This is a genomic window from Microvirga sp. GCM10011540 (genome assembly GCF_042650665.1).
Taxonomy (GTDB): Bacteria; Pseudomonadota; Alphaproteobacteria; order Rhizobiales; family Beijerinckiaceae; genus Microvirga; species Microvirga lenta.
The window spans coordinates 1-14,513 of record NZ_JBHSBQ010000004.1 but is presented as its reverse complement, the minus strand read 5'-3'; the positions used below and the strand labels follow the sequence as shown (position 1 = coordinate 14,513).

The following is a 14,513-nucleotide window of genomic DNA, read 5'->3' as shown; positions in this document are numbered from 1 at the left end:
GGGCCTTCGAGCGCTGAGCTTCGGGCAGCTTGTTGGTCAGGATCGAGATGAAGATGAGGTTGTCGATACCGAGCACCACCTCCATGACGATCAGGGTCGCCAGTGCCGCCAGTGCCGTCGGGTCGGAGATCCAGGAGAAGTCCATTGTGAAATCCTTATTGTGCCGTGTTCGGAGTGGCGCGTTGCCAGTTTGGGGTGCCGCTAGTCCGGTCGGCAGTCCGTCACGTGCCACAGGCCCGAAGGCGGCGAGGTGTAGGGCTCCACATTTGGGCTCCTGCGCATGCGGAAGTCGACGAAGGCCTGTCCCAGCTCAAGAAAGGACACATGCCCGATCTCGGCGGTTGGGGTGGTTTTGAGACCCTTGCCGTCCAGTAGCTGGAAGCTGGACCTGATCGCCGGATCCTGTCCCGCAGCATCGGGGACGGAGGTGATCGTTCCCGCGCCCGTGCCCTCGTTGGCATCAACGCGGAAGCGGAAGGTTTCGCGGGTCTTATGCACCGTCACGTCGAACACAGTGACGCCATCGACGCGGCTGCTGCGGATCTCAAAGCGCTGGGCGGCATATTTCGGTCGGAAGGTGGCGTTCTCCAGCTTGCAGGTTGCCGCCGTTGCCATGGAAGGCGCCAGGAGCATCAGCCCGGCGATCAGGGAAGCAAGACGCGTACGCATGGTCAGGCCGCCTCCTTGGTGTCGACGCGCGAGGCCAGGACCTTGTCGATCCGCCGGCCGTCGAGGTCGATCACTTCGAATCGCCAGCCCAAGGTCTCCACCGCCTCCCCCGTTTCCGGCATATGCTGCAGCTCGCCGATCACGAGGCCAGCTACCGTCTCGTAGTCGCGCCGCTCCGGAAGAGAGATCCCGAGCTGGTCGGCCATCTCGTCGGCCGGCATCCAGCCGGCGAGCAGCCACGAACCGTCCTCGCGCATCACCGCTTCGGGCTCCTCCTCGTGCTCGTCGGACCGGAAGGCGCCTGCGATAGCGTCGAGGATGTCAGCTGGTGTCACCACGCCGTCGAAATGGCCGTACTCGTCGTGGACGAGCGCCATCGGGACCTCGGCCTCCCGCAGCACCTCAAGGGCGTCGAGGGCATCAAGCGTGTCGGGGATGATCGGCGCCTTGCGGATATGGGCCCGGATGTCGAGGGGCTCCTCCCGCAGCGTGGCAGCCAGAAGCTCCCGAGCCTGCACCACGCCGAGCATGTTGTCGGGGTGGCCCTCGGCGACTGGGAGCCGGGAATGAGGCGAGTTGATCAGGCAGTGACGGATGCTCTCCTGCGAAGCATTGATGTTGACCCAGTCCACATCGGTTCGCGGCGTCATCACCCCCCGCACGGCGCGGTCGCCCAGGCGCAGGACGCCGGCGATCATCTTGCGTTCGCCGGTCTCGATCACGCCGGCCGTTTCCGCCTCGGCGACGATGGTCTTGATCTCCTCCTCGGTCACAGCGCTCTCGGATTCCGTGCTTTGCCCCATGAGGCGGAAGATCAGCTTGGTGGAGGCATCCAGGAGCCAGACCACCGGGGCCGCGATCCGGGAGATCAGCGCCATCAGGGGCGCGACGGCGCAGGCGATCCCTTCCGGATTCTTGAGCGCCAGGTGCTTGGGCACCAGCTCGCCCACCACGACCGACAGATATGTGATGGCAGCGACCACGAGGCCGAAGCCCAAGGGCTCCGCCACGGTATCCGGCACACCTTGAGCCTTCATGATGTCGGTGAGCATGGCACCAAGAGCCGCACCGGAGAAGGCGCCGGCGAGGACACCCACTAGGGTGATGCCGATCTGGACGGTGGACAGGAAGCGGCCTGGCTCCTCGGCCAATCTCAAAGCTGCGCCGGCTCCGGCGCGGCCGTTGTCGGCCATCATCTTCAGGCGGGCCTTGCGAGCGGAGACGATGGCGAGCTCCGACAGGGCGAAGAGACCGTTCAGGCCAATGAGAAACAAAGCGATGCCGAGTTCAAGCACGGTGTGTCAGGTGCCGCGGGCACCCCTCCAGGATTGGCGATGGTGTAGCTGCGGGGTTTACGTCGGCGTCTGTCATCCGAGGATCACCCACAGCTGGTTGAGAAAGGCGTTGATGCCGGCGATGATCGCGGAGGAAATCGCCGCCAGGATCAGCAGGCTGCCGATGGCGGAAAGCCAGCCCACGAGCGTGGCCAGGCCATCCCGCTCCAGGATGCCTAAGGCGAAGGCTGCGATGGCGAAGGCCGGAGGAATGTTGCCGAACGGGATCGGCAGGAACAGGATGATGGCCAGCAGCAGGCAGGCCGCGCCGACGATCCGCTCCGGAAGCGGATGAAGCAGCACGCCGAGCCGGGGCCGCAGGAGGCGTTCCGCCCGGTGCAGAATCGGACTGAGCTTTGCCGTCAGCAGGGCAAAGAAGTCGCGCGAGATCGACCGTTCGCGTATGAAACGCGGCATCCACAGGGTGGAGCGTCCCAGCATCAGCTGGGCCGTGATGAAGAGAAGGGGCGCTCCCAGCACCGCCGACATGCCAAGCGGGAGCGGCAGCACGTTGGGGGCGGCGAACAGCAGCATCAGGGCGCCAAAGGCCCGGTCACCGAAGGTGTTCAGCACGTCACCAATGCTGATGGCCGAGGCGGGGCGGCTGGCGAGGTCGCTCAGGACCTCGGAAAACCGTTGTCGGGGCTCCACATCGTCGTCCGTTGAAACGACGGTAGAGAGACTACTCGAAGGGTCGGGCATGGGCCTGTCTATAGTGGCTCGCGCGCAGCAATGCGATAGAAAGTGTCAAGAGTTCGTCAACGATCCTGTAAGAACGACCTTGAGGGGTCTTGCCCCGCTGAAACGGTCTTGGGCAGGAAGTCTTCTATCCCGCTTTGATCTGCTCGATGGCTTCATTCATCAGGCCGGACAGAACTCCGGCCAGCTCGGCATCGCTGGGAGTCTTGCCGGCGGCCTCAAAGTCCTGGCGCACCTTGCGGATGACGTCGGCATCACCGGCTTCCTGGAAATCCGCCACGACAACAGCCTTCGAATAGGCCTCGGCCTCCGGACCTGTTTTGCCGAGCTGCTGTGCAGCCCAAAGGCCGAAGAGCTTGTTGCGGCGGGCAGTCGCCTTGAACAGCAGCTCCTCGTCGTGCGCGAACTTCCTCTCGAACGTATCTCTGCGATCATCGAAACTGGCCATATCCATCGTCTCCTTAGGTTCGGACTCCTGCAATGAAGGCGCATTCACGCCGACATCAGGAGTCCACCATGTTTGAAGCAGGCTCTAAGCCGCCGTCGAAGCTTCGACGATTACTGCTGCGTTAGGTTGATCTGCTGGGTGTCGTCGAGATCGCGGAAGGCATTGTTGTCGTTCTTGAACTCCGCCATCCCATCGAGTTGGGCAACATCCATGTTGCGCAAGGTCACGTTCTCGCCCTGGACGGCGACGTTCTCCAGCGGAACAGTGATCGTCTTGGCGCCGAAGCCGAGGAAGCCGCCGCGCTCGATGACCACGAACTGCTTCTTGTCCGCGTTGTTCTCCACCACACCTTCGATATCGCCAATCTCCTTCCCGTCCGCCCCGACGAGATTCATGTCCTCCAGCGCATCCACTGTCAGGATCGCGCGGTTGAGCCCAGCGTCGTCGTAGCCGCCGTAGAGCCCGTGGCGGAGCCCGCCTCTGGTGCAGCTGATGAGGGTGTGCTGGGAGAGGCCGGAGCGGTGACGGCTGGGCTTGAGGCCGCCGGTGGCGTTGGGGCCGTATCAGGCGAGGAGGTTTGTGCCATAGCCGGAGTTAACATCGCCATCAGTATGGCCGCCGGAAGAATAAAGGCTTTGGTCATTCTCATCTCCTGAATACGTGTTGAGAGGGTTCTGCCGGCGTATGGCGCCGGCAGAACCGTAGTGCTTGATTAGGAGCGCCGCGATGGCCCCGTGATAGGGCAGCGTCTGCCTCAGGATCAGATGTCTTCTTCGAAGCCGAAGTCATCGCCGCCAATATCCTCGCCGGCAGCCTGTTGCGGCTCGGCCTGACCGGCATCAGCGGCCTTGGCTTCATCACCCCCTGAGAAGGCACCGGCGATCATGTTGCCGAGGATCACACCACCGGCGACACCCATGGCGGTTTGGGCGGCTCCGGCCAGGAAGCCGCCGCCTCCGCGGGAAGCCATGCCTCCCATGCCCGGTGCCATGCCGCCCATGCCGGGAGCGCCGTGAGGTGGCATGCCGTGCATCGGCTGGGCTTGGTAAGGCTGCTGAGGCTGGGGACGGGACTGCCCGCCGCCGAAGAGGCCCGAGAGGAAGCCACCGCCTCCGGCCGGACGGCTGGCGAGTTCCTGCTCCAGCTGCTGGATGCGGCCCTGGGCGGCGCTCAGGGCCTGCTCCTGCACCACGATGGTCTGGGCCATGTAGTAGGGCGCATTAGGCTGCTGGTTGATCTGCGAGCGGATGAAGTCCGCCGCCTGCGCGTCCGGAGGCGTAGCTTGGCGCTCAACCTGGGCGATCTTGCCGAATAGCTGCTCGATGGCCTGACGGTCCTGATGGTCCATGTAAATTGATCCTTTCTGGCAATGGACGGAGGTTACTCTTCCCGCTGCCCGGTGAGGCTCAGCAGCAGCTGGAAGATGTTGACGAAGTTCAGGTAAAGCGAGAGCGCGCCGAACACGGCCATCTTGCTGTTGGCCTCGTGGCCGTAGCCTTCAGCGTACTGCTCCTTGATGGTCTGCGTGTCGTAGGCGGTCAGGCCCGTGAACACGAGCACGCCGATGATCGAGATCGCAAACTGCAACGCACTCGACGCGAGGAAGATATTGATCAGCGAGGCGATGATGACGCCGATCAGACCCATGACCAGGAACGAGCCGAACTTTGAGAGATCGCGCTTGGTGGTATAGCCGTAAAGGCTGGTGGCGCCGAACATGGCAGCGGTGATGAAGAAGGTGCGGGCGATGCTCGCACCCGTGAACACCAGGAACACAGAGGCGAGCGACAGGCCCATCACCGCCGAGAAGGCGAAGAAGGCCGTGCGCGCGGAGGCCGCGGTCATCCGGTCCATGCGGAACGAGAAGAAGAAGATGAACGCCAGCGGCGCCAGCATCACCACCCACTTGAGCGGCGTCTGGAAGATCGGCTCGTAGAGCGCAGGCGTCGAGGCGACAAAGAAGGCCACGAGCCCGGTCACCACCAGGCCGAGGCCCATGGTGTTGTAGACCCGCAGCATGTGCTGGCGCAGGCCCTCGTCGAAAACGGCGCCGCTCGGGCGGGCCGTGGCGGTCTGCCAAGCATAGGGTGTGTTCATCGATGGTGTCTCCTGGAGGTTTACTGAAGCTTGCGGGACAGCCGGAGGGCCGCCCGTTCAAGGGCTTTGTCGCTGCCGGTTCCGGTCAGCGCGTAGGCGAGCTGACCTGTCTGCCAGTACACGGCCGTCGCCTTCTCGAAGCGGGCCGGCATCGGAGCGATCACGTCGAAGGCGGAAGCCTGGGCGGCGAACAGCGACACCCGCCCGAGGTCGCCGGCGTCAATGGCAATCTCGATGCTGTGGCCGTAGCGGGATGGGAAGATCTGCGCGTCCCGCACCTGCCAGTCCTCGGGCAGGGACGGGAGCCGGATCCCGGTCTCGGCCAGGATCTCAGCGGGGTCGTAGTCTTCCACCTCCGGCTGCGAAACCATGCGGGCCCGCAGGAGGCTTGTCTCATGCGAGTGCAGGGCATCCTCGACGAAGGCCGGCGGCTTGGGCGAGGCCTCGCTGTCGGTAACGCCCAGGCCAACCTGTCCGTGAGCGAACCAGCCGAAGCCGACGAGGGCCACGACGGCGGCGACCCGGCGGAGCTTCAGGCCCAGCTCCTGCCAGCCGAGAGCCCGCTCAAGTCGACCAGCGGCCACCAGCATCGGCTCGGTCGGACGGGGCAGGGGCGCCGCATGGAGCAGCCGGAGGGCGTCGCGATCCTTGAGATCGGCCATGATCCGCGCGGCGGCTTGCGGGTCGTGGGCAAGATGCTCCTCGACCTCGATCCGTCGGGCCGGGTCGAGCTGGTCATCGACATAGGCGAGAAGGTCGGCTTCAGTGATCGGGTCAGGCATCGGATCCTCCGACGACGCGCAGGCTTGGGCGCCTGGCTTCGGCTGGCTGAGCATCGGCTCCCGCCTCGAACCCCCGCAGCGCGGCGCGGGCGCGCCCCAAGCGGGACATAAGGGTGCCGACCGGGATCTTCAGGGCATTGGCGGCCTCCTGGTAGGACAGGCCCTCGATGGCCACCAGGTGCAGGACAGCCCTCTGCTCGTCCGGCAGGCTCATGAAGGCGGCCTGGACCTGCTGAAGCCGCACCCGGCTCTCCTGCTCGGGAGGAGCCTCGGTGTCGATGAGGGCGGCGACCTGCTCCAGACGGCGGAATTCCGCTACATGGCGGCGACGATGATCGATGAAGGTGTTGTGCAGGATCGACAGCAACCAGCCGCGCAGGTTACCACCTGAGCGGAAGGAGCCGCGCCGCTCATAGGCGCGAACAAGCGCGTCCTGAACCAGGTCCTCGGCCTGCGACTCGTCGCGCGTCAGGGAGCGGGCATAACGCCGCAAGGGCCCGAGCATTCCGATCACATCCGTGCGTGTGGCGTCGTTCATGTGAGGTGTACGGAGCTGCTTAAGGGCTTAATCCGCATGCTTGCGAACATATTTGCGTCTGGAGTGATCATGCCAGCGCCTGTCTTGCCCGCGCGGCTGTTGCGCTGGTCTCGAAAACCGTGACGAGCCGGTCCAATCCGAACGGCTTGCGCAGGAAAATACCCTTCCGCAGCCGCCCCGGTGGCCCGGCAACCAAGGCGGAGGCGTAGACTGTCGGCTTGTCAGGCCAGACGAAGCTGAAGGTGGCGCCGACTTCCCAGCCGTCGACCTCGCCGGGGAGTTCAACCTCACAATATAGGCCATCGAAATCGGCGGCGGAGATGAGGTCGAGAGCCGCCTCACCGGATCCGGAAGGAGCCAGCACAGCGTCATAGCCGGCATGCCCGAGGGTGCGGGCAATCAGCTCGCGAAGGTTTGCATCAGTCTCGACAAGGTGATGTCACGGTAACCTACGCGACCGCGATAAGCCCAGCTTTGTTGAATTCAGGCGAGCACGCCCGCCGCGGACTTCCATGCCGCCATGGCTCGTAGACGGTAGACGTGGGTGGCGAGGGCAGACCGGTGCGAGCGCGGTGGAACGAACAGGTTTCTGGCAGCTGAAAAGACCGATGTGAACTGCTGCAGGCTACCTGCGGATCGAAAGCCCTGCATCATCCTCTCCCGTTTCCTCAGCGGGACATGCGAATTCTCAGCCCTGTTGTTGAGCCCCTTGTGGGACCGGTGCTCGACCCTCGGCATGACTTGGAGTCGGGCTGCTCCGTATGAGGACAACTTGTCGGTGATGATGCGCTTGGGCGCCATGCCTTGCTTCTTCATCAGCCGGGTCAGCAGGCGCTTGGCCGCCTTGGTGTCGCGCCGGCTTTGGACGAGTTCGTCAAGCACGTATCCGTCCCGATCGACGGCACGCCACAGCCAGTGCTTCTTACCAGCGATGCTGATGACCACCTCATCCAGATGCCAGACGTCATGAGGACTTGGCTGCTTGCGGCGGAGGCGCCGGGCATAAGCCGGTCCGAACTTCTTACCCCACCGGCGGATCGTCTCGTAGGACACAACGATGCCGCGCTCGAGCAGCATCTCCTCGACAAGCCGGAGGCTCAGAGGAAATCTGAAGTACAGCCAAACGGCATGGGCAATGATCTGGGGTGGGAAGCGATGGCGCTAGTAGCTGATGGGTTTGGTCATGCCACAGCTCTTAGAGCAGAAGCCTCTGACCAAAAGTTACCGTGACATCACCATCGAACGCAGAGCAGGATCACGGATCGATCAAAATGCCTGCCCTTGAACACGCCACTCTCCGCCACTGAACCGAGAAAGGAGTAGCCGAAACTCTGAAACAAAAAGTTTGCGACACATCCGCTCAGGTTGCCCAATCTTCGATGTCGGCGAACCTACCTGCAGGGTTAGACCGCCGACGCTTAGAAATCTCACGCGCCATCTCCAAGAATGCCTTCATCCCAGCCGATAGATGACGTCGCCCGGGATAGTAGAGACATAGACCTGGATATGGCGGCGTCCAATCCTCTAAGACCCGGACTAGGCGCCCTGCCTCGATGTCTGGAAGAATTTCCTGTTCCATGGTGTAGCCCACGCCCGTCCCCGCAAGCACAGCCGTCCTCACCAAGCTTGCCTCATCGAGCGTGATCGGTCCTCGCACATCGACTTGCACAGGCTCGCCGTCTTTCTCAAACCGCCATTGATATAAAGAGCCGTCAGGCAAGCGAACCCGAATGCACCTGTGATTGAGAAGATCCAGAGGAACGTCCGGCCTCCCATGCTGCTCGAAATACTCAGGGGACCCCACCACGGCATGTCGTTGCGGCCAGCCGAGCGAGACCGCAATCATGTCACTTGGTACGAGGCCGGCGACCCTGACGCCGAGATCGAAGCCGTCCCTGACGATATCGACCATCCTTCCGTCAGTCACCAAATCGACGTTCATATCCGGATACCGACGCAGGAACTCGAGCACCAACGGGGAAATAATAGCGCGTGCAGCGAAGGGCGCGGCATTGATCCGAATCGTTCCCGAAGGGGTCTCGCGCTGGGAGCGAACCGCTTCCAGCGCGACGTAAATATTCTGGAGCGACGGCGCAACCTGCTCGATAAAAAGCTTTCCCGCATCCGTGAGCGAGACGCTGCGGGTGGTTCGATTGAAGAGACGAACGCCGAGGCCAGCCTCGAGCTTTGCAATTGTATGACTCAACGCAGTGCTGGACGTCCCTAGATCAATAGCGGCTGCTCGAAACGTCCCACGCCGTGCAATGGCGATGACCGACTCCAAATCTCTCAAACCCGCCTGTTCCATTGTCCCGATCTGTTCATCTCCATATACGGTTTTATCCCACTTATCTGAGCAATCGTCGAGCGCTAACTAGCAGTCATGAGTAAGCTGATAGGGAGAAACCTATGGACATGCCTGATGTAGTGAAGGCGTTCTTTGAGGCCGATCGCCGAAACGACGCGGATTCAGTAGCTAGGACTTTTGCAGTCGACGCCGTCGTCGTGGATGAAGGCGCCTTCCATCAAGGTGGAGCTGCCATTCGAGACTGGTGGGCGGAAGCGAAGCGCAAGACCCAGTATGTCGCTGAACCTTTGGATGCCACGGTCAACGGTAATCGATCGTTCGTTCGAGCCAAGGTCAGCGGCCGGTTTCCGGGGAGCCCCGTAACGCTCAGCTACGCCTTCGCCATCACAAACCACAAGATTGCCAAAGTGGAGATCCAGTGATGACCGACTTTCTCAATCTGGCTGGCAAGCGCGCACTCATCACGGCAGGAAGCAGGGGCGCTGGGGCAGCGACCGTTGGCCTGTTTCGGGAACTCGGCGCACAAGTGCTAACGACGGCTCGAGCGCGACCGGACAACCTGCCCGAAGACTTGTTCGTTGAAGCCGACCTGACAACCGAGGAGGGATGCAGGACCGTCGCAGACGCCACCCGTCAACGCCTTGGCGGCGTCGATATTATTGTTCATATGCTGGGCGGCTCGTCTGCAGCCGGTGGTGGTTTTTCAGCGCTCACTGATGCCGAGTGGTACAAGGAGTTGTCTCTTAACCTTTTCCCCGCTGTTCGGCTGGACCGGCATCTGGTCCCGGATATGGTCTCTCGGGGAAGCGGTGTGGTCATACATGTCACGTCCATTCAGAATGTGCTGCCACTTCCGGAATCAACAACGGCCTATGCTGCAGCCAAGGCTGCGCTTTCAACCTACAGCAAGGCAATGTCAAAGGAGGTATCTCCCAGAGGTGTACGGGTGGTCCGGGTATCACCGGGCTGGATCGCGACGGAGTCATCCATCCATCTCGCCGAGCGCCTGGCGAAACAGGCGGGGACCGATCTCGAGGGTGGCAAGAAGATCATCATGGACGGGTTGGGCGGAATACCGCTCGGACGCCCGGCCGAACCGGCCGAAGTCGCAAGCCTGATCGCGTTCCTGGCCTCCGAACGCGCCGCTTCGATCACCGGCACCGAGTACACCATCGATGGGGGTACGGTGCCTACCGCGTAAGGGACGGACACCCGTTCTACACTCAGGCGGGAGCGTCCCATCCTCCGATCTGGGAATAGATCGCATTACGGAGATGGCGCACGTCGCGGTTTAGAGCCGCCAGCCTCTGCGGCGTCTCGGTCGAAGCTGCCAGCAAGGCGTCACTGAGGCAGCCCGCCTTGTGCTGCAGCGCCCGGCCTTCTTCGGTCAGGCCTATCACGACCTGTCGCTCATTACTCGGGTCTCGGGTCCGGCGCAGGAGGCCAGAAGCCTCAAGGCGCTTCAAGAGCGGCGTCAGGGTGCTGGACTCCAAGGCAAGGGCGCGGGCAATCGCGCCCACGGTCTGCTCGTCCTTACTCCACAACACGTTGAGCACGAGGTACTGCGGATAGGTCAGGCCCAGCCCGTCGAGTAAGGGTTTGTAGGCACGCTGAATCGCGATCCCGGCAGTGTAGATCGCGTAGCACAGCTGGTCGTGAAGAGGCGGTGGATCGTTGTTCTCGTGGCTCATTATCCAGGTCCTTAAGGCGTGAACATACTAGCAATATCGCGAAAAACAATATCGCAATAAAAAATACGTTGACGGGAACTCCAGGATCTGAAAGACTTTCCTTATCGCGATAACATTTATCGCTACTGACAAAGGAGATCGTTATGACTAAGATCACCAACAGCGTAGTAACTGCAGCCATAGCCGCAGCAGCGATATCGAGCGCAGTCTCGGCGGCGGCTTCCGAGCCCATCCCTGCAAACCAAGCTATCAAGAACGTGGTGCTCGTCCACGGTGCATTCGCGGACGGCTCAGGGTGGAGAGGAGTTTACGACAATCTTTCCAAGCGCGGCTATCGCGTCACCATCGTGCAGAACCCGTTGACGTCTCTCGAGGACGATGTTGCCGCTACTAAACGTGCGCTTGAACGGCAGGATGGTCCAGTCATCCTGGTGGGTCATTCCTGGGGTGGTACGATCATCACCGAAGCTGGCGTCGATGCGAAGGTTGCAGGCCTTGTCTATGTCTCTGCTCTTTCTCCGGATGCGGGCGAGACAACCGCTCAGCAATATCAAGGTTTTGCACCTGCATCGGAATTCGTGATCGAGACCACAAAGGATGGATTCGGGTATGTTAGCCCGACAAAGTTCAAGGATGGTTTTGCCCATGACGTGAGTGATGCCGATGCCGCATTCATGAGGGACTCGCAGGTCTCGATCAACATGTCGGCGTTCGGCACGAAGCTCCAGAATGCTGCGTGGCGCTCGAAGCCTAGTTGGGCCGTGATCGCGACAGAAGACAAGGCATTCGATCAGGCGATGCTGATCCATATGGCTGAACGCATCAAGGCGAAGATCACGAAAGTCTCGGCAAGTCATGCTCTCTTCATGACGCAGTCCGACGTCGTTGCAGATACCATAGATCAGGCCGCCAAAGCCGTCTCGGCGAGAGCGCAACGATGATGGACGCCGCCTCGCCGGGACACTCGGCCCTGTCCCGGCGATGACCGGCAAGGTCTATTAGGGCAGTCACGGTCGGACAATAGCGAGCACGGATATGCAGTCACGTGGCTGATTGCAATTGGACGCGCGACCAAGCCGCCGACCAGCATTTTCAGTTTCTTCCTCGTTCCATTCACGGAGGTCAGTCACGTGAAGCTGAATACCTATGAGCAAAATACACTTGATAATCCGGTCGCTTCTCGCGGCGACGTCTTCGACTTCATCGTCTGCGGCGCCGGCTCCAGCGGCTCGGTTGTCGCCGCGAGACTGGCAGAAGATGGGAACGCCCGCGTTTTACTGCTTGAGGCGGGCGGAGACGATTCGGCCGAAACCGTTACGAACCCAGCGCAATGGCCGCTCAATCTTGGCTCCAGTCGAGACTGGGGGTTCATTGGAGAGCCGGCGCCCGAACTCGACGGCCGACGTCTTCCTCTCAGCATGGGCAAAGGGCTTGGCGGCGGGTCAAGCATCAATGTCATGGTATGGGCGAGGGGACACAAGGAAGATTGGGAGCATTTCGCCGCCGAGGCCGGCGATGAAGCTTGGGGCTATGAGTCCATCCTTCGCTATTACCGCCGGATAGAAGATTGGAACGGAGATCCCGACCTGATCCGTCGCGGCGTGGGAGGACCGGCATATGTTGCTCAGCCTCAAAAACCCCAGCCGATCGCAGAGGCTTTGCTGAGGGCGGCATCCGCTATTGGTATTCCTGTCTTCGATACTCCGAACGGTGAGATGATGGAGAGCCCCGGAGGCGCATCAATCGCCGAGCTGCGGATTCGCAATGGCAAGCGGGAATCCGTCTTCGGCTCCTATGTTCGTCCGCTCCTATCACGGCCAAACCTTGCAGTTGTCACCGATGCGCTGGTCACGAGGCTCATTTTCGATGGGAAACGAGTGATAGGAGTCGAGGCTCTTGTCGCTGGCCAGCTGCGTCAATTTACTGCCCGATGCGAAACTGTGCTGTCCCTTGGCGCGATCAACACGCCGAAAGTGCTGATGCAATCAGGGATAGGGCCGGAACATGAATTGAAAGCTCACGGCATTCCCGTCATTCAACACCTGCCGGGCGTTGGTCAAAACCATCAGGATCATCTCGCATTCGGCTGCACCTGGGCCTATAAAAAGCCGGAGGGCGTTGGCGGTAGTGGCTGCGAAGCGAAACTCTATTGGAAAAGCGATGCGCGGCTGGCTCAGCCTGACATCCTACAGTGCCAGCTAGAGTTCGCTGTTCCTTCGCCGATCGAGACGGAACTCGAAACGCCGGAACACGGCTGGACGATGTTCACTGGCCTCGCCCAACCCAAAAGCCGCGGTCAGCTACGATTATCGGGGTCGAGCTTCGCAGATCCCATCTTGATCAAGCCGAACTCACTCAGCGAACCGGAAGACATGGCTGCCGCCCTGGCCGCGGTGGAACTGTGCCGCGATCTCGGAAACAGCGAAGCGTTCACGCCGTTGGTGACAGGCGAAACTGCTCCTGGCGCGCGCGACCGAGCGGGAATGGTTAGGTTCATCCGACGGTCCGCGGTGACCTATTGGCATCAGTCCTGTACCGCAAAGATGGGAAGAGACGATATGTCGGTCGTCGATAACCAGTTGAAGGTTTATGGCATCGAAGGTCTTCGCGTTGCAGACTCGTCAATTATGCCACGGATTACCACCGGCAACACGATGGCACCCTGCGTAGTCATTGGGGAACGGGCGGCCGATCTGATCCGGGAGCAACACAGTTTGTACCGCCCCAGCCAAGCTCTGTCCCAGCCCTCTTAGCGGCACTTTCGGTCTCGCGGCTGCTCGATGCCCCATAAGCGGGCCGTCGGACAGCGCGAGGGCTAATGCCACTTGCATGAAATGGATTGGGACACCAATTGCAGTCTGAGATTGGGGCATGACCCCGTTCCTCACGTTTGAAAGCAAGCGCACCCGGCCAGACACGCTCCCAGAGGGTATGGTCGTTGCTGACAACTTAGACAACGCCTGGGGAATGCGCCACGCTCGCCGCCGCAGGGCACGAGCGGTTGGGCGGGGTCGATATCGTGGTCCACATGCTGGGCGGCTCGTCCGCCCTGGCGGGCGGCTTCGCAGCTTTGAGCGATCTGGAATGGGCCAAGGAGCTTGATTTCAACCTGATGGCAGCCGTCAGGTTCGATCGCGAACTCGTTCCTGCAATGGTCGAACAGGGCTGCGGGGTCGTCATCCACGTCATGTCTATCCAATGAGAGCTATCGCTGCCAGAGGCGACGACTGCGTATGCGGCCGCGAAGGCTGCGCGCTCGACCTACAGCAAGCGCCTGTCGAAGGAGGTCTCGCCGAAGGGGGTGCGCGTGGTGCGGGTCTCGCCCGCTGGATCGAAACCGAAGCGTCTGTGCGTCTCACCGAGCAGCTTGCGCACGACGCTGGTACTGATTACGACGGCGGCAAGCGCATCATCATGAGCGCGCTAGGCAAGATCCCTATTGGTCGGCCCTCAACGCCGGAGGACGTGGCTAACCTGATCGCCTTTTCCTCGCCTCGAATCACGCCGCAATGATAACCGGCACCGAGTATGTCATTGACGGCGGCACCGTTCATACCGCGTGAGCGGCGCCTGACACCCGTTGATGAGGGTATCGGCGGGAGCGTGGGCGTTCGTACCCCGGGTATCCGGCGAAGATAAAGGCCATACTCTGTTTTGCGTGCAACTGGATGGCCGATCCGAAAGATCGCAGCGCTCGTATTGTTAAAGCGCTTTTGGTCTCAGTGTAGGGCATAGCCAGCGTGCCTGATCCAGCCTCGAGCATCCTGTGCGGTGATGGTGTCGAGGGCTGGTTTGAGTTCTGCTTCCAGGGTTTCAAGAGTGCGTGGCGCTTTCCCCTTGAGCCGCTCTTTCATCTTGCCCCAGGCCGGCTCGATCGGGTTGAACTCGGGCGAGTAGCGCGGCAGGTACAGCACTCCGATCCCAGCTTGATTGAGCAGGTCCCGCAC

Annotated in this window: 18 protein-coding genes and 2 pseudogenes; 5 read left to right on the top strand and 15 right to left on the bottom strand. The window is 61.6% G+C overall.

Features of this window, described 5'->3' with window-relative positions; translation table 11 throughout:
- From ACFOYU_RS00615 to ACFOYU_RS00555, 13 genes and pseudogenes are all read right to left on the bottom strand, one after another.
- A pseudogene (locus ACFOYU_RS00615) lies at positions 1 to 145 on the bottom strand (TerC family protein); the annotation flags it as partial.
- Between the two features lie 56 nt (positions 146 to 201).
- Positions 202 to 669 (bottom strand): hypothetical protein, encoded by a 468-nt coding sequence (locus tag ACFOYU_RS00610; protein WP_377032072.1) that lies wholly within the window; start codon positions 667 to 669, stop codon positions 202 to 204.
- Between the two features lie 2 nt (positions 670 to 671).
- The gene (locus ACFOYU_RS00605; RefSeq protein ID WP_377032071.1) at positions 672 to 1,964 is read right to left on the bottom strand and encodes a hemolysin family protein; all 1,293 of its coding nucleotides are present in this window, start codon (positions 1,962 to 1,964) and stop codon (positions 672 to 674) included.
- 72 nt (positions 1,965 to 2,036) lie between these two features.
- Positions 2,037 to 2,705: an exopolysaccharide biosynthesis protein gene (locus ACFOYU_RS00600; RefSeq protein ID WP_377032070.1), complete on the bottom strand. Its 669-nt coding sequence runs from the start codon at positions 2,703 to 2,705 to the stop codon at positions 2,037 to 2,039.
- Positions 2,706 to 2,829: 124 nt separating this feature from the next.
- Positions 2,830 to 3,150: a DUF1476 domain-containing protein gene (locus tag ACFOYU_RS00595; RefSeq protein ID WP_377032074.1), complete on the bottom strand. Its 321-nt coding sequence runs from the start codon at positions 3,148 to 3,150 to the stop codon at positions 2,830 to 2,832.
- Between the two features lie 110 nt (positions 3,151 to 3,260).
- Positions 3,261 to 3,545 (bottom strand): PRC-barrel domain-containing protein, encoded by a 285-nt coding sequence (locus ACFOYU_RS00590; protein ID WP_377032069.1) that lies wholly within the window; start codon positions 3,543 to 3,545, stop codon positions 3,261 to 3,263.
- 365 nt (positions 3,546 to 3,910) lie between these two features.
- Positions 3,911 to 4,498, bottom strand: a complete 588-nt coding sequence (locus tag ACFOYU_RS00585; RefSeq protein WP_377032068.1) for a DUF2076 domain-containing protein — start codon at positions 4,496 to 4,498, stop codon at positions 3,911 to 3,913.
- Positions 4,499 to 4,530: 32 nt separating this feature from the next.
- Positions 4,531 to 5,247, bottom strand: coding sequence for a Bax inhibitor-1/YccA family protein (locus tag ACFOYU_RS00580; RefSeq protein WP_377032067.1), 717 nt, complete (start codon positions 5,245 to 5,247; stop codon positions 4,531 to 4,533).
- A gap of 20 nt (positions 5,248 to 5,267) precedes the next feature.
- Complete coding sequence (locus tag ACFOYU_RS00575) at positions 5,268 to 6,029, bottom strand: anti-sigma factor (protein WP_226741918.1); 762 nt, start codon at positions 6,027 to 6,029, stop codon at positions 5,268 to 5,270.
- Entirely contained in the window at positions 6,022 to 6,567 is a 546-nt protein-coding gene (locus ACFOYU_RS00570) for a sigma-70 family RNA polymerase sigma factor (RefSeq protein WP_377032066.1), read from the bottom strand. The genes ACFOYU_RS00575 and ACFOYU_RS00570 overlap by 8 nt, the downstream gene beginning before the upstream one ends.
- A 67-nt stretch (positions 6,568 to 6,634) precedes the next feature.
- Positions 6,635 to 6,931: a hypothetical protein gene (locus tag ACFOYU_RS00565; protein ID WP_377032065.1), complete on the bottom strand. Its 297-nt coding sequence runs from the start codon at positions 6,929 to 6,931 to the stop codon at positions 6,635 to 6,637.
- 119 nt (positions 6,932 to 7,050) lie between these two features.
- Positions 7,051 to 7,707, bottom strand: a complete 657-nt coding sequence (locus ACFOYU_RS00560; RefSeq protein WP_377032073.1) for an IS6 family transposase — start codon at positions 7,705 to 7,707, stop codon at positions 7,051 to 7,053.
- A 220-nt stretch (positions 7,708 to 7,927) separates the two neighbouring features.
- Positions 7,928 to 8,875, bottom strand: a complete 948-nt coding sequence (locus ACFOYU_RS00555; protein ID WP_377032064.1) for a LysR family transcriptional regulator — start codon at positions 8,873 to 8,875, stop codon at positions 7,928 to 7,930.
- A 101-nt stretch (positions 8,876 to 8,976) separates the two neighbouring features.
- Here ACFOYU_RS00555 and ACFOYU_RS00550 point away from each other — a divergent pair, with 101 nt between their 5' ends.
- Both ACFOYU_RS00550 and ACFOYU_RS00545 read left to right on the top strand, forming a co-directional pair.
- Positions 8,977 to 9,297, top strand: coding sequence for a nuclear transport factor 2 family protein (locus ACFOYU_RS00550; RefSeq protein ID WP_377032063.1), 321 nt, complete (start codon positions 8,977 to 8,979; stop codon positions 9,295 to 9,297).
- A complete protein-coding gene (locus ACFOYU_RS00545; RefSeq protein WP_377032062.1) occupies positions 9,297 to 10,076 on the top strand; it encodes an SDR family oxidoreductase in 780 nt (259 codons plus the stop codon). The genes ACFOYU_RS00550 and ACFOYU_RS00545 overlap by 1 nt, the downstream gene beginning before the upstream one ends.
- A gap of 22 nt (positions 10,077 to 10,098) precedes the next feature.
- On the opposite strand, the gene ACFOYU_RS00540 is transcribed toward ACFOYU_RS00545, so the two are convergent.
- A complete protein-coding gene (locus ACFOYU_RS00540; RefSeq protein WP_377032061.1) occupies positions 10,099 to 10,566 on the bottom strand; it encodes a MarR family winged helix-turn-helix transcriptional regulator in 468 nt (155 codons plus the stop codon).
- Between the two features lie 143 nt (positions 10,567 to 10,709).
- Here ACFOYU_RS00540 and ACFOYU_RS00535 point away from each other — a divergent pair, with 143 nt between their 5' ends.
- The 3 genes and pseudogenes from ACFOYU_RS00535 to ACFOYU_RS00525 form a co-directional block, all read left to right on the top strand.
- Positions 10,710 to 11,507: an alpha/beta fold hydrolase gene (locus tag ACFOYU_RS00535; RefSeq protein ID WP_377032060.1), complete on the top strand. Its 798-nt coding sequence runs from the start codon at positions 10,710 to 10,712 to the stop codon at positions 11,505 to 11,507.
- Between the two features lie 189 nt (positions 11,508 to 11,696).
- On the top strand, positions 11,697 to 13,319 hold the full coding sequence (locus ACFOYU_RS00530; RefSeq protein WP_377032059.1) for a GMC family oxidoreductase: 1,623 nt from the start codon (positions 11,697 to 11,699) through the stop codon (positions 13,317 to 13,319).
- Positions 13,320 to 13,467: 148 nt separating this feature from the next.
- Positions 13,468 to 14,129 (top strand): annotated as a pseudogene (locus ACFOYU_RS00525) (SDR family oxidoreductase); the annotation flags it as partial.
- A gap of 156 nt (positions 14,130 to 14,285) precedes the next feature.
- Here the strand turns inward: ACFOYU_RS00525 and ACFOYU_RS00520 are convergent.
- Positions 14,286 to 14,513 (bottom strand): transposase (locus ACFOYU_RS00520; protein ID WP_377032058.1); only part of this gene is annotated, 228 nt, incomplete at its 5' end.

Excerpts from the sequence above, each read along its gene's own strand:
- ACFOYU_RS00540 (WP_377032061.1), bottom strand. The coding sequence starts at position 10,566 with ATGAGCCACGAGAACAACGATCCACCGCCTCTTCACGACCAGCTGTGC.
- ACFOYU_RS00600 (WP_377032070.1), bottom strand. The coding sequence starts at position 2,705 with ATGCCCGACCCTTCGAGTAGTCTCTCTACCGTCGTTTCAACGGACGAC.
- ACFOYU_RS00550 (WP_377032063.1), top strand. The coding sequence starts at position 8,977 with ATGGACATGCCTGATGTAGTGAAGGCGTTCTTTGAGGCCGATCGCCGA.
- ACFOYU_RS00570 (WP_377032066.1), bottom strand. The coding sequence starts at position 6,567 with ATGAACGACGCCACACGCACGGATGTGATCGGAATGCTCGGGCCCTTG.
- ACFOYU_RS00585 (WP_377032068.1), bottom strand. The coding sequence starts at position 4,498 with ATGGACCATCAGGACCGTCAGGCCATCGAGCAGCTATTCGGCAAGATC.
- ACFOYU_RS00610 (WP_377032072.1), bottom strand. The coding sequence starts at position 669 with ATGCGTACGCGTCTTGCTTCCCTGATCGCCGGGCTGATGCTCCTGGCG.
- ACFOYU_RS00580 (WP_377032067.1), bottom strand. The coding sequence starts at position 5,247 with ATGAACACACCCTATGCTTGGCAGACCGCCACGGCCCGCCCGAGCGGC.
- ACFOYU_RS00545 (WP_377032062.1), top strand. The coding sequence starts at position 9,297 with ATGACCGACTTTCTCAATCTGGCTGGCAAGCGCGCACTCATCACGGCA.
- ACFOYU_RS00535 (WP_377032060.1), top strand. The coding sequence starts at position 10,710 with ATGACTAAGATCACCAACAGCGTAGTAACTGCAGCCATAGCCGCAGCA.
- ACFOYU_RS00590 (WP_377032069.1), bottom strand. The coding sequence starts at position 3,545 with ATGAATCTCGTCGGGGCGGACGGGAAGGAGATTGGCGATATCGAAGGT.
- ACFOYU_RS00595 (WP_377032074.1), bottom strand. The coding sequence starts at position 3,150 with ATGGCCAGTTTCGATGATCGCAGAGATACGTTCGAGAGGAAGTTCGCG.
- ACFOYU_RS00575 (WP_226741918.1), bottom strand. The coding sequence starts at position 6,029 with ATGCCTGACCCGATCACTGAAGCCGACCTTCTCGCCTATGTCGATGAC.
- ACFOYU_RS00555 (WP_377032064.1), bottom strand. The coding sequence starts at position 8,875 with ATGGAACAGGCGGGTTTGAGAGATTTGGAGTCGGTCATCGCCATTGCA.